This is a genomic window from Chryseobacterium sp. SG20098 (genome assembly GCF_031844745.1).
GTDB lineage: Bacteria > Bacteroidota > Bacteroidia > Flavobacteriales > Weeksellaceae > Chryseobacterium > Chryseobacterium cucumeris.
In genome coordinates this window covers 2,343,861-2,357,825 of the sequence record NZ_CP134622.1, presented here as the reverse complement: position 1 = coordinate 2,357,825, position 13,965 = coordinate 2,343,861, and the positions used below count along the sequence as shown (strand labels likewise).

General features: G+C 34.4%; 12 protein-coding genes. 3 read left to right on the top strand and 9 right to left on the bottom strand.

What is annotated here, in order from left to right; translation table 11 throughout:
* The first annotated feature begins 36 nt into the window (after positions 1–36).
* The gene (locus RHP76_RS10795) at positions 37–810 is read left to right on the top strand and encodes a T9SS-dependent surface endonuclease, AS87_RS02955 family (RefSeq protein WP_311230155.1); all 774 of its coding nucleotides are present in this window, start codon (positions 37–39) and stop codon (positions 808–810) included.
* Positions 811–966: 156 nt separating this feature from the next.
* Positions 967–1,776, top strand: coding sequence for a T9SS type A sorting domain-containing protein (locus RHP76_RS10790; protein WP_311230154.1), 810 nt, complete (start codon positions 967–969; stop codon positions 1,774–1,776).
* A gap of 63 nt (positions 1,777–1,839) precedes the next feature.
* Here the strand turns inward: RHP76_RS10790 and RHP76_RS10785 are convergent, their stop codons facing one another.
* From RHP76_RS10785 to RHP76_RS10750, 8 genes are all read right to left on the bottom strand, one after another.
* Positions 1,840–4,662, bottom strand: a complete 2,823-nt coding sequence (locus RHP76_RS10785; protein WP_065119727.1) for a gluzincin family metallopeptidase — start codon at positions 4,660–4,662, stop codon at positions 1,840–1,842.
* 53 nt (positions 4,663–4,715) lie between these two features.
* On the bottom strand, positions 4,716–6,095 hold the full coding sequence (gene pyrF / locus RHP76_RS10780) for an orotidine-5'-phosphate decarboxylase (RefSeq protein WP_120232887.1): 1,380 nt from the start codon (positions 6,093–6,095) through the stop codon (positions 4,716–4,718).
* 121 nt (positions 6,096–6,216) lie between these two features.
* A complete protein-coding gene (locus RHP76_RS10775; RefSeq protein ID WP_062676251.1) occupies positions 6,217–6,558 on the bottom strand; it encodes a YkvA family protein in 342 nt (113 codons plus the stop codon).
* A gap of 82 nt (positions 6,559–6,640) precedes the next feature.
* On the bottom strand, positions 6,641–7,180 hold the full coding sequence (locus RHP76_RS10770) for a TlpA family protein disulfide reductase (RefSeq protein WP_288441207.1): 540 nt from the start codon (positions 7,178–7,180) through the stop codon (positions 6,641–6,643).
* Positions 7,181–7,189: 9 nt separating this feature from the next.
* Positions 7,190–7,753, bottom strand: a complete 564-nt coding sequence (locus RHP76_RS10765; protein WP_216443899.1) for a thioredoxin family protein — start codon at positions 7,751–7,753, stop codon at positions 7,190–7,192.
* 17 nt (positions 7,754–7,770) lie between these two features.
* Positions 7,771–8,841 carry a chorismate synthase gene (gene aroC, locus RHP76_RS10760; RefSeq protein ID WP_311230153.1) on the bottom strand — a complete coding sequence of 357 codons (1,071 nt, stop codon included), beginning with the start codon at positions 8,839–8,841 and terminating at the stop codon, positions 7,771–7,773.
* A gap of 50 nt (positions 8,842–8,891) precedes the next feature.
* Positions 8,892–10,526: an LIC_10190 family membrane protein gene (locus RHP76_RS10755; RefSeq protein WP_311230152.1), complete on the bottom strand. Its 1,635-nt coding sequence runs from the start codon at positions 10,524–10,526 to the stop codon at positions 8,892–8,894.
* A 55-nt stretch (positions 10,527–10,581) separates the two neighbouring features.
* Positions 10,582–11,133 carry a glycine zipper domain-containing protein gene (locus RHP76_RS10750; protein ID WP_062676246.1) on the bottom strand — a complete coding sequence of 184 codons (552 nt, stop codon included), beginning with the start codon at positions 11,131–11,133 and terminating at the stop codon, positions 10,582–10,584.
* Between the two features lie 352 nt (positions 11,134–11,485).
* On the opposite strand from RHP76_RS10750, the gene RHP76_RS10745 reads away from it, so the two are divergent.
* Entirely contained in the window at positions 11,486–11,926 is a 441-nt protein-coding gene (locus RHP76_RS10745) for a hypothetical protein (RefSeq protein ID WP_288441215.1), read from the top strand.
* A 453-nt stretch (positions 11,927–12,379) separates the two neighbouring features.
* Here the strand turns inward: RHP76_RS10745 and RHP76_RS10740 are convergent, their stop codons facing one another.
* Entirely contained in the window at positions 12,380–13,213 is an 834-nt protein-coding gene (locus RHP76_RS10740; protein ID WP_062676243.1) for a glycosyltransferase family 2 protein, read from the bottom strand.
* Positions 13,214–13,965: the final 752 nt, after the last annotated feature.

The window sequence follows — 13,965 nt, the reverse complement described above, 5'->3', positions numbered from 1 at the left end:
GGAAAAAAAATTATTAATAACAAAAAAATTTAAATCATGAAAAAACTTTATTCGTTATTTGCTACAGTAATGTTAGCAAGTGGAATTTTTGCACAAACAGTCTTCAGTGCTACATTTGATGATGTAACAGGAACAGGAGGAAATGATGGTGCTTGGAGTGGAGGCATTGCATCAAGTGGATTTGCTGATGGATCCAGCTCTTATACAACTGGCGGAAACTGGACTTTTACTAAAATTTATAAAGGAAACGGATGTCTTAAGGCAGGTACAAGTAGTCTAAAAGGGTCAATTACTACTCCAACTTTTAATTTAACAGGATCAGCTACGTTAACATTCAGAGCAGGTGCATGGGATGGGGCTAGTGAAAAAAGTACTTTAAATATATCTGCAACAGGTGCTACTCTGGATCAGGCAAGCGTAACTATTGTAAAAGGAGCTTTTTCTAACTATACCGTAAATATTACAGGCTCTACCGGAGCTGTAACTCTTACATTTGAAGGATCTGCAGCTGCCAATAACAGATTCTTTATTGATGATATCATTGTAAGCACAGGAACTCTTGCTGTTCTTGATACTAAAAATGTAAAATCAGCCAACTTTGTAAAGAACTCTTTCGTTAAAAATAACGAAATCGTTTTCGGATCTGATGTAAAAGACGTAAAAGTGTTCAATATGTTCGGACAACTTGTAAAAGAAACTTCAGTAAAACAAAACGAATCTGTAAGTGTTGCTGAATTGGCAAAAGGAAACTATATCGTTACAGGTACAGTAAACAATCGACCGGTTTCTCAGAAAGTACTTAAAGACTAATCTTTTATTAATAAAAATATAAACAGCCGCTTCAACGAAGTGGCTGTTTTTTGTGATTGTTTGCTGATTTTTAAGTTTTTGTATCCTATATATTTTTTAATTTGGTGGTATTGTTTTTGATGTTTTATTTTTAATCCATTTCTTAAAATTATTACAATGAAAAAAATCTTTACTCTTGTTGGACTTACTTTATTAACTTCCTTTTCCAATGCCCAGATTGTGATTAATGAGATCTATGGTGGAAATGTCAATTCAGGGGCTGTATTGAAGAATAATTATATCGTCCTTAAAAATATCGGAACTACTTTGGTCTCTTTGACAGGAGCAAGTATTCAATATGCTCCGGCAATAGGTGCTTTCACAGAATATCATACGCTGCCGGATCTTACTTTAGGGCCGGAAGAAACCTACTTAATTCAGGAGTCAGCAATTGAAGGAGGTATTGAAAATCTGCCAACACCGGATTTTATTGCCACCCAAATAACTAATTTTGACGGAACGCCTAATCCATCTTCAGGGCTGAAAATTTCCAGTGTGTCAGGAAAAGTAGCTTTAGCCGGAAATATAGTGCAGGTGACAGGGCCTTCTGCATCCAATGTACTGGATTTTGTAGGATACGGATCCAATGCTGATCAGTTTAAAGGAGACGGACCAGCTCCTTCTCCCACAACAACTACAGCTATCAAAAGAACTTTGGTAGGCAGTAACGATAATATGGCAGACTTTTCTCTTGAAGGAAGTGTGAAATCAGGTTTTGTACAGAATCCATTCATAAAAGACAGTAAAGTAGTGTTCGGAACTGAGGTGAAAGATGTGAAAGTGTATGATACATTCAGGCAGGTCGTTAAAAAATCACCGACGAAACTGGCCTCCACTCTTGATATTGCTGAGCTTCCGAAAGGAACTTACATTGTCACAGGAACCATTAACAATATTCCGATCTCACAGAAAATAATAAAAGATTAGTTTTAAATAAGAAAGGACAACCGAAAACAGGCTGTCCTTATTTTTTATTTTTCAGAATCTTACTTAATACCAGCCTCTTCTCGCTGCATTAATTATTGATCCGAGATTAAGAATTAAAGTGTATCTGATACGCTTTCCATAATCTTTGAATGAAGGTTCAAAACCTAAAGAAGACTGTATCGGGAAATATACTTCCAGAAAATCCGGGATGATTCTTACCTTAACTCCGGTGTCCCAAATGAATTTGGCAGGAAGATCTTTGTTTTTATAAACTCCGGCATCTGCATATACGTGGAATATTTTCCATACGCTTGAATCTACATTGGCAGACGTAATCCATTGATTCACTGTTCCCGGAAGAAAAGATTTAAAACCACCATCAGCCAATATAAACTGCTGGGAAAGAAGGCCGCTGCTGGCACTTTCTCCTAAAAGCGTATAAGAGAATGAATAGTTGGAAACCCTCGAAATTCCATAATCGAAAAGGTTATTTCGGGTGTTGTTTCTTAAGAAGTAACCGGCAAATAAACGTAAGCTCAGCTTTTGTTTAGGAGCAAATTCCCATCTGTAGAAGCCTTCAGCTGTTATTTTATTGAAATCTTCCATTCCCTGGGTACTTAGGCTGAAGCTTTTTTCATGAATCATCTGGCTGTCGCTATAACCATATCCAATACTCCAGAGGTTATATTTGCTGTAATCGTTATTGGCAATCATTGTAGGGCTCAGATCCCTTTCAAAATAATTATAGGAAACTCCCAGACTTCTGCTTACTGTACTTCTTGGGTTCTTTCTGAAATTGATAGAAGATGATATTGAGGTTTTTCTGTAGGCCAGATCATAATCATAATGGAAATAAGATCCTGAGAGTCCAAATGTCAGACTTCGGATAATGCTTTCTGCAGGCAGAATAGAGTAGGAGACAGCTCCTGAACCGGTTAGTTTACCTGTTCCTGTGCTATAAGTTGGAGTCACCGAATACAAAAACTTCTGATCAAAGAAAGACTGATTTTTAAAATTGGCTCCCAAAAGAAATTTATCATACGTATTGTTGAAACGTACCCTTGGGCTGATGTAAATTTCATTGTATTCCGGGTTGGGAATATCTTTTATTAATTTAAGTTTAATTTTTTTTGCATTGGAAAATAATCCTTTCGCATACAGGAAGTTGTCCCTATAATTGGATTCAGGAAAGATATAGCCACTATTTAAGGTGGTTTTGTAAATATTCTCTGATGCAGGAAGTGACAGGCTGGTGGTACGTTCATTTTCCTCCGTATCTATCCAGTACGTTTTCTTTTCTCCTTCTCTGGTTTCCGTTTCCAGTTTTACGGGAATAGAAATGTCTGTATTTCTTACAATTTTTATTTGCAGAGAGTCATTGTCTTTTCTAATGTTTTTCAATTTAAAATCAACCCTGTTTTTCTGTTTAAAAAAGTTGGAGAGATAGGCTGTTGATGTATTGTTTTCAGCAAGGGAAGAAAGGAATTCATCAGGATTAATTTTTTTTCCGGAATTCTGAGAAATATAGTTTTTTAGAATCCCATTGAATGGTTCATATCCCATTTTGTCGGCCGAATAATTGAAAAGACTTCCTGTTTCAAAGCTGCTGATAGCCATGTCATTAAAGTTACTCAAAACAGGGAAATGTTCATCGATCTTCTGATCAAGGTTTTGCAGCATGATGTACTGATAGGAAAGTCCATAGCGGTCCAGAAGTTTTACTTTGGAGGCATGGAATAGCTTTAAAGGTTTAAGCCCAAAGATTCTTGTCTCGGGAAGTGTCCCTAAAAGTTTTGTATCAGCGTAGAATTTTTTGAGGTACTGAATTTCAAGATATGATTTTAAACCATTTTTAAACCAATGGTCTTTTTCTTTATCTGCAATAACGCCTTCGTCAAGAATTTTCTTAGCAATGATCCCGAAATAATCCATATCGGTTTTTTCGGTCTCGGTAAACAGGCGGAATCTGAATTTCCAGAAAGTAATATCATTATTCCCGAAAAAGTCTTCTTTAGCTCGGAATTTATCTGAGATAAAAATACTTTTCGGAAGATACCCGATGCGTTCCTTGATAAATTTTAATTGTAAAGGAAGATAAAACTCCAGGTTTTGTTTTTCTTCCGGTTTAAGATTATAACCAAACTTGATTTGGATTTCATCTCCATCAACATTGGTTTTGATGGATTGAAATGCTGTCGGAGAAATCAAAAATTCAGGATCTGAGTCAAGGTATCCCTTAAATGAATTCATTTGAACCTGTGGAAGATTTCCTTCAACAAAATTATTAACAGGAAGATCAAAATTGACGGTCCAGAAAGTATTAAAACTTACCTGTTCCTCAATATCGTGATAGTTTCTTTTGGAAATATTGTCCGGATCAAAATGATCCGGAACAATAAAGAAATATTTTAATAGAGTATTCTGTGCAGATGTTCCGTATCCCGTAAAGTTTTTATCGGGAAGCTGCATCCTGTATTGCAACTGTAAAGTAACGCTTTCGCCAGGTTTTAATACATTTTTCAGAGGAATAAAAAGATTTTCATCTGAGAGTGTATTGACAGGAAGGGCTTCATTGTCAGAATTTTTAATATTCAGTTCCAGAAGTTTTCCCAATTGGTCATTTTTTGCAAAATGCAAATCATTATTCCGGTCTTCCAGTTTTCTGTAGACTAAAGAAGTTCCCCGTTTATTGTACGCGGCGACCCAATTCAGGAGTTTTACGGTTTGAAGGTCTTTTCCGGAGTGATTGTAATAAACAATTTCCTGGCGGACATCAAGGTTCTTTTTGTCAGGAGACAGTTTTGTTTCGATGTATATACTGTCTGTCTGTGCAGAAACCTGTACAACTCCACATAACAAAATAAGGCAAAGGCTGATCTTTTTCAAATATTCGTGATAAAGCTCAAATATAACTTATTTTGTATATACTTTATAGTATTTTAACCTTGAATTGCTTTTTTTTCCAAAGAATTAATATAAGCATTCCATCCCTCTGTTTTATAAGTGATGGCAGATGCTTCAGGATCATTGGATTTGTAGATTCCTCTTCCTACGATGATAAAATCTGTGTGCAGTGTTTTGAAAACATGTTCCGGTGTGTTGTACTGCTGTCCTTTGCCATCTCCTGAATCTGCAAGGTTTACCCCAGGAGTGAACAATAGCAGATCCTCAGGAATTTTATTCTGAGATACACCACCAATTACATTAGGATGAGATAAAGCTACTTTTAAAGCTTCTTCACGATAGCTGGCTGTTGTTAAAGCACCTTTTGAAGACATTCCAACGATGGCTACCACTCCTACATTTTTGAAACAGTCTAATGATTCAAAACCTCCGATCACCTGAGAAGTCACAAAATCTGCCCAATCTGTAATTTTGAAAACTCCGCTTGTGAACTGAAGCTCCTGTGTATTTCCGATATCAGCAAATTTTCTGTCTTCCATGAGTAAGAACTGGTGTTTTGCTGCAATAGCTTTTAAAGGAGTGATGGTTTTTTCATAATCAAAATCAGAAATGATATCGATATGTGTTTTTAAAGCAATAACGTGTGGCCCTACTTTTTCAGCAAGTTCCAATAGCTCCTGAGTGGTTGTAACATCAGCAGAAGCAATAAGGTTTGATTTTTTTGCCAAAGCGGTTTCCAGTAATTTTTTGGAAACGGAATGCTGTGTCACCTGAAGTTTCTGTTCATAAGATGATCTGGTTTCTTCTTCAAACTGAATGTGGTTCCCTTGAAGGAAGTCCTGAATTCTTTTTACTTCTTCATCTGACAATTCACCTGTTTCCTGAAGAATATTGCATACTTCCGAAATATTGAAAAGAGTATGTACTCGATATCCTTTACCTTCCAATAATTGTTTCCCTCCCTGTTCTCTGTCAAGTACCACCACAATATCAGAAACTTTAAGATCTTCCTGTTCTATTTCAGGAATGGTTTCCAGCAAAGATTTTCCTGAAGTGATTACATCCTCTACCAAAAGACAGTTTTGTCCTTTCTGGTAAATTCCTTCAATCAGCTTCTTTGTACCATAGCTTTTCGCTTCTTTTCTTTTAATAATTAATGGAATATAACTTTCCAGAGACATTGCAGTAGCCATAGGAAGAGCAGCATAAGGAACTCCACAAATTAAATCGAAATTATCCAACGGAAGCATTTCCAGTAAATAATTAGCAAGATTTTTTAAAATTTTAGGATCTGAAGCCAAAGGTCTCAGGTCTACATAAAAAGGACTTTCAATGCCGCTTTTCAGGGTAAACCTTCCGAATTTGATGATTCCTAGTTTGTAGCACTCTAAGAAGAATTCTTTTTTACTTTCCATTATTTTTTATTAGATACTGCAAATTTAAGGAATTGAAATAAGGCTTAAAAATTTATCGTCCATTTGTCAACAAAAAACCATCCCGGATTGGCCGGGATGGCGTGAAAAATATAATAAACTATTATTTTACGATTTCAGCATCAATGACTTGGGCACTGCTGTATTTTTGCTGGGCTTCCCACAATAAAAATTTGTCAACCTCTTTGATAAGCTTAGGAATGGTAAGTGACAATACTGCCAGGTCATCCATAACTCCAAGAACCGGTATTACAAATTCAGGAAGCAGATCAATAGGAGAGAGTACATATAAAATTCCAAGTAAAGGAAGAATAATGTCTATGGATTTCATTGGGTAAATTCCTTTTCTCCACATTTTGACCATTCTGAAAATATCAGGGATCTTTTTGATAAAGCCCTTATGATTGATGGCTTCTTTTGCAAGATTTAATTTTGAATATTTCATTTTGTGTTTGGATTAATAAATTTTTCAACGCTATAAAATTCGCAAATCCTGTACCAACAAATTATAAAATTTAGTTAAAATATTATTTGATAATATTGTCAATAAACTGATGCACAGTCTCTGTGTTCCAGTCTTTTGTAGCATCCTCTTTAATAAGGATTCTTCCATGTTTATCCAGCAGGAAAGTGGTAGGAAATACCTTTGGAAGAATTTTTTCGGAAATAGGACTTTGAGCAATATATACAGGAACGGTATAATTATTTTCTTTCAAAAACTTCCTTACATCCTCTTCTTTATCATTCATGGCAATTAAAACAAAATCAACATGATCTTTTCTTGTATCATACAGTTTCTGAATAGAAGGCCATTCTTTTCTGCAAGGCGGGCACCATGTTCCCCAGAAGTTAAGGAAAACACCTTTGTCCTTAAAATTCTTAAGATTGGTGCTTGGTGCATTAATGCCTTTAAGTTCTATATCATAATCCTCTTCACTGATGTGAACAGCATTTTCAATAGTGGCTACCGGAAAAAAAGTATCCTTAAGGAAATTTCTTATTCCCGGTACAAATGCAACAACGCCAATGGTTGCTAGGATTACAATATAAATGATACTTTTTTTCATATCTATTGTTTATAGAAGATCCAAAATTTCCTGAACAGCATCTTTTCCTCTGTTTTTGGCATAATAAATCTGCAGATCATTATAGAAAGTATCTTTTGGATAGGCTTCAGGATCGGCTTTATATTTCATCAGAAGTTCATATCCATATTTGGGACGTGGACCCCATGAATTTTTTACATTCAGGTCTTTGTCAAGGATAAGTACTTTCGGAATGGATTCTGTACCGTTCGTTAAAAATTGGTTGATTAAACTTTTATCACTGTCTCTCAGGAAGACTCTTACTTCATTGTGTCCTTCAAAAAATCTGAAAAGAGCAGGTACTGTTGCACTAGCATCTCCGCACCATGCTTCAGAAATGATTAAAATCTTTCCGTCAAAGTTTTTGGCAGCCAGTTCTTTCAGCTGATCTTCATCCGGAACGTATTTTTTTACTGTTCTGTCCATTCTCTGAAGACCCAGCTCGTAATATTGTTTATATTCAACTTCCTGCTGGTTGGCAGGATGCTCTAATCTTTCTTTTGCAATCTGAAGATATTCTTCAAACGAAATTCCTTTATCCCAGTAATTTTTCATTACCAAAAATATTTATGTTAAAAATTATTGATATTTCTTGTTTTGTTGATCAAAAACAGGTCTGCCAGTACAAATGCCGCAAGACTTTCCACTACAGGAACTGCTCTTGGAACTACACAAGGATCGTGACGTCCTTTTCCTTCTACAATGACTGGATTTCCGTCTTTATCAATACTGTCCTGAGGTCTCAGAATAGTAGCTACAGGTTTGAAAGCCACACGGAAATAGATATCCATTCCGTTGGAAATTCCACCCTGGATACCTCCGGAAAGGTTAGACTTTGTAGTGAAATCCGTATTGAAGGCATCATTATGTTCTTTTCCTGTCATTTTAGCTCCGCAGAAACCGCTTCCATATTCAAACCCTTTGCAGGCATTGATATTCAGCATAGCTTTTGCCAGCTCAGCCTGAAGTTTTGAAAAGATAGGTTCACCAATTCCCACAGGAACATTTTTAATCACACAAGTGATGGTTCCTCCGATTGTGTTTCCTTCTTTTTTGATCTCCTTGATTCTTGCAATCATCTTTTCTGCCGTCTCAGTATCCGGACAACGAACATCATTGCTCTCTGTTTGGGAGAAGTCTAAAGCCTGATAAGGCTTTTCACAGAAAATAGCACCTACGGAAGAAACGTAAGCATTGATCTCAATGTTGGGTAAAAGTTGTTTGGCAAGGGCTCCTGCCACTACCCAATTCATTGTTTCTCTTGCAGAAGATTTTCCGCCACCACGATGATCCCTGAAACCAAATTTCTGGTCATAAGTAAAATCAGCATGGCTTGGACGATATGCGCCAGCAATGTGATCATAATCTTTCGATTTCTGATTTTCGTTTTCAATGATAAAACCGATGGGCGTACCTGTTGTTTTGCCATCAAAGATTCCTGAAAGAAACTTTACCGTGTCGCTTTCCTTTCTTTGTGTAACGATTGCCGACTGGCCAGGTTTTCTTCGGTTCAGTTCATACTGAACTTTATCGAGATCTACCGTTAAACCTGCCGGAAAATTATTAATGATACCGCCATAAGCCACTCCGTGACTTTCTCCAAATGTTGTAAGACTAAGAAGATTACCTAATGTGTTGAACATGATACAAAATTACCTTTTTTTCTTCAGATAATAAAGTTTCTGGATTTGTTCTATTTATCATTGTTTTTGATAGTATTGATAACCTTCTGGGCTTCCTCTTTTTCTTCAGAAGTCATTTTTTTCGGGATAAACCCTTTTTTAATATCATTTTTATCTGAAAGCTGTGGAAAAATACCTGCATTTACATCATCAAAAAGATAAGCCGGAGTAATTGCAGGAAGTGGAGTATCAAAACTATAGGGGTAATGTTGAGAAACATTAAACTTTAAATTCCCTACTTTAAATCTGTCAAACCGCTGATATTCATAGGTTGAAGGTTTGTATATCTGCTCTTTTTCAAATCCGGCCATAAAACTTCCCACCCGGAAACTTGGAATATATTTTTGAATAATTCCTGGAAAAGATAATATTGAAATAAAGAATAAGCTAAGTGTTGAAAAGACAATAATGGATTTTTTCTGATCAAAATAGTCGTAAAATAAAATAAAGGATATTGCAAAAAAGACATCTGTAAAAAATCTGTACTGGGCTGAAAATGCAAGAACTATTATACTTTTTATCAACAATGAAATGCAGATCAGGGTGATAAGTTTTTTCTTTTTTATCCAGGCGAATACTATGAAAATAATTAAGCTCAGAATAAAGATAATATTGATTTTGGATTTTATTCCTTCCAGAGAAAACCAGTTTTTGATATAATCCCATGTTGAAAAATTTTGGATTTCCTCATAGGTATACTGCATATCATAGGTTTTCATGATCGCAAACTGAGAAGAAATTTTTAAAACTTCGGAATTGGGCTTCCAGGATAGCCCCAGATCTCCTATTGCTATAGGAAAGACAGGATATCCGAATGTCCAGATGTTTTTAACGAAGAATAAAAACAGAATTGAACTCCCTAAAAGAAATTGTTTAAAGTTGCTTTTAAAAATAAAAACAAAGTTTAAGAAAACCAAAATAGGAAGCCATATCATCGTAGGTTTTATGGTAAAGACAAAAACTGAAAATGCAAAGAGGAGCGTAATATTTCTGTTTCCAGCTATAATTTCATTTAAAATAATCACAGAAAAGATAATCACAGGAAGGTCCGGGCTAGGAGACTGTGAAAACAGTAATAAGATGGGTAGAAAACAAAGATGTATCCAGTTTTTCTTTTCAATACTATAAATACTGTAGATGATAAGCAGTATGGAATTGATTCTTAAAAATGGATCAGAAAAATTCGAAAACCCTGCCTGAAAAATATGCCACACAGACATTTGTCCTAAGGTGAGGTCTATATTCGAGATGCCTTTTATAAGTCCATATTCTGTAAGCCATTTCAATGTAGGAATATAATACCCAAAATGATCCAATATATAAGGATAGAAAGACCCTGCGAATATAACAGTCAGAGAACTTACACTTAATATTATAAAATCCTTTTTTGAAAATTGACGAAAGTCCTGATAAAGTTTATTTATAAAGAAAGAAAATAGTCCCAATAGTATTGAAGGTACTTCCACCTCGATATTTAAGGGAATAAAAAAAGAAATCACTGTCCATATAATACTGATTCCCATAATTCCGGCTAAAATTTTTCCAGAGATCCCGTGAAATAAAATTCCCCATATATTTTCCATGATCTTTCCCCAGCCCATCAGGGCAGGAATGATGAAAATGGAAGAAAACAGAATCATTATCATAAAAAAAGATTGCTTAAAAGTAAGCAATCTTTATATTTTATCATTAAAATATTTATTAGCGGGGTTGTACCCTTCCGTCTTTTCTATCTTGTGATCTACCAATGGTATATCCGGTTGCACCACCTACAACACCTCCGATTACAGCTCCTAATCCTCTGTTTTTCTTAGCAACTATGGCTCCGACAGCAGCTCCACCTACAGTACCAATGACGGTCCCTTTGGCAGCTTTACTCCATCCTTTTTTCTGAGTAGTTCCCTGTGATGTACCACTTCCGTTATTGGCATAACTTCCGTTGCTGCTTCCTGAGCCAGAATTAGAGTTTCTGTCTCTATATATTGTTCGTGTTTCTCTGATCACCTGTGGTTTTGAATTATTTTCAGCAGCAGCTCTCGCTTTTTTGCTTTCTGATACACTATCTGCTTTTTTCTGCGCTTCATATACCATTTTTTCCTTTTCAATAGCCAGTTTTTGTTTTTCTATTTCAAGTTGTCTGGCCTGAAATTCAAGTTTCTGTGCTTCCAGTGACTTTTCTGCAACACTGTCATCTTTCTTGCAGGCCGTCATTAAAAAGACGGATAAAAAACCTGCTAATACTATCTTTCTCATAATTCAAATTTTAATACGATAAAGCCAAAATGACTTTGATTTTAATTCTATTTTCAATTATGAAGCCAAATTTTAGTTAATAAGTGTTAAAAGTGATAATTGAAAAGAGAGTTAATTTTATATAATGATCAGTTTTGTACTATTGATGGTAGATTTCAAAGGTTGAAAAATAAAGGTTGATTATTTTAGGTTGTATGATTTTTTAGGATAAAAAAAAATAAAGTAAACATTATACATATGCTTTCAATTTTCTTTTTTTGTTTTTAAAAGTATTTGTAAATTTTATTTCATTGATAGTTTTTATTAAATTCATATAAGTTGAGTATTTTTGAATACCAAATTACTTTTTAATATGAAAAAATCAATTTTTACAGTATCAGCATTTATTGGATTGCTGGCTGTTACAACATCGTTTTCCTCCAAGGAAATAACAGAACCCCATAAAGGCAGTTCAGAAATAGCTGATAAATCACCAATAACTCAGACTTATAAGATCCGGTATGGCCTTCTTTCTAAAAACGGAACAAAAATTCTGTCAGGAAATTATGATGTAGGAAGTTTCCTTGCAGAAAATATGACGACCGGAGAAGTGTATGATACATATTATAGTGGCGGATTTCAATCTGTTCCACAATATTATAATGGTCTTCCTGCGGGAACTTATACCTTTTCGGCAATGCAGGGACAAGGAGGATGGGTTGGCTATGGAACAGTAGTTGCAACAGTTTCTGATGCACAGGTAGATTCTGATGGATATATTACCATATATATTCCGATCATTTGGGAAGAATAAGCCTTGTGAGCAAACAAATATTTAGCTAAATTTACCCATCCCAGAGATGGAGATATTTTCGATCATTCAATAATTTTATATGGTTTTTAGATTGAGTATAACCTATAAAGCATTTTCGCAATGCGGATTATTTTTGATTATTCTTCGGAGGGCTGCTTGATTCTAATATAAAGTATTCATTCTTCTGTTGTGATATTGTATTATATTTTCTGCTTAGAAAATGTAAAATATATTGATGATACTGAATGATTCTACAATATTCTGTTTGGATTTTTCTAAATAGATTTTTTTCATCATTTGTGTTTTTTAGGCCTCCTGACGGAGGCCTTTTCATTTTATTGCTTTTTATGATTTTACGCATATAATAATTGTTCAAAAACGGATACTTTTATTACAAACAATTTCATTCCATATTTTATAATCAAAGGCTGCTCTATTTGAGCAGCCTTTGATTTATATATTATCTAAAGTAACTTTTATTTTACTCATGATGCGGTGCATTCTGTTGGTTTGGTAATTCAGAAGATTAAAAATTTCATTTGAACTGGTAAAAAACTCAGGAACTATTTTGTTGTTAATGGTTTTTATTCCCCGCCTTTTCATCGTTTCATGGATTACTCTTGCAAAAGAATCTTTTGCACTTTGTTTTGCTTTATCCTGAGAAATTCCATTGGAATGGAGTCGGTAGAGATACAAAGGTTCTTTGAGGTATTTTACTTCCCCCTGCTCCAGTATTTTCAGATAAAGATCCTGATCTACCGCATTTTTAAGATTCGGATTAATTCCTTTAGTTCTTAAATAAATCTCTCTTTTAAACGTGAAAAAGTGGGCAAACTGAATAGGATAGTTGAAGAAATAGCGATTGTTATAAATTTGTTTAGTACCTGTATAGATTTTTTCCGGAACAAGGTCCTCGTTGCAAAGTATCATTTGAGAATATACGGCAGCAAGATCATCTCTGTCTGTAAATTCCAGTGTTACTTTTTCCAGTGCCTCAGGATGAAGAGCATCATCAGGGTCAAGATACGCACATAGATCTCCCTGAGCATATTTCATGCATTGGGCTTTCGTAGATCCACAGCCTTCATTAAGAACATTATGATAAAGCTTAAAGCGGGAGTCATCTTTGATCAGAGACTCTATAATTTCAACCGAATTGTCTGTAGAAGCATCGTCAATAATTATTACCTCCCAGTTTTCATAGGTTTGATTGATTAATGAATGATAGCACTCCTTGAAATACTTTCCATTATTATAGTTTGCTATAAGTATAGAAAAATTTGCCACGGTCTTTTTGAATTAATAGTATAAAATTATAAAATAATATATAGGGAAAACATAACTTCAGTCATTATATATTTGATTTTTTTTTCTTATATTTTGCACACCAGGGAGTGTGTTATGTTTTTTTTAAAGAATAAGATATTTCACCCCGATAACCATTATCATGTAGATTTTGATTATTGTCTTTTTTGAGAAATAAAGTGTGTGGCCTGAAAATTCCGTATTTAAAAGAAATAATAATTTTATGATTATACTCATAAAATAAAAAAAAAGACTGGTATATCTTTGGCTAAGAATTAATAGATAAAATAATTTTTATCTCTGATATAAAATTTTTTTTCATCATTTGTGTTTTTTGAGGCCTCCATTTTTGGGGGCTTTTTATATGAAGGATTGATATGATCTTTTATATCATGATGATTAATATTTTTTTTGATGGATGTGGCGAGTGTGCCAATTTGTTATTAGAAATACTTTTTATGGCAGATCAGCTCTTTTTAAATTTTTTTTATGTCTTGAATGTAAATTTTTTTTATTAAAATGTAAATTATTTTTTTTTTTAATACTTTTGCCGGAGCATTAGATTTATCTGAAATTATTAAAGGTAATTATGAAGAGGTTTTTAAGTGATCAGTAAAATCTGTTTTAAATGTTGAATTGGTGAAAATTGTGTCACAACAAGAAAATAATTTTTTTTCTCAAAATCATTATTCTTGGCACGATTTTTCAATATAGAAATGTAACTCATGTTTAAT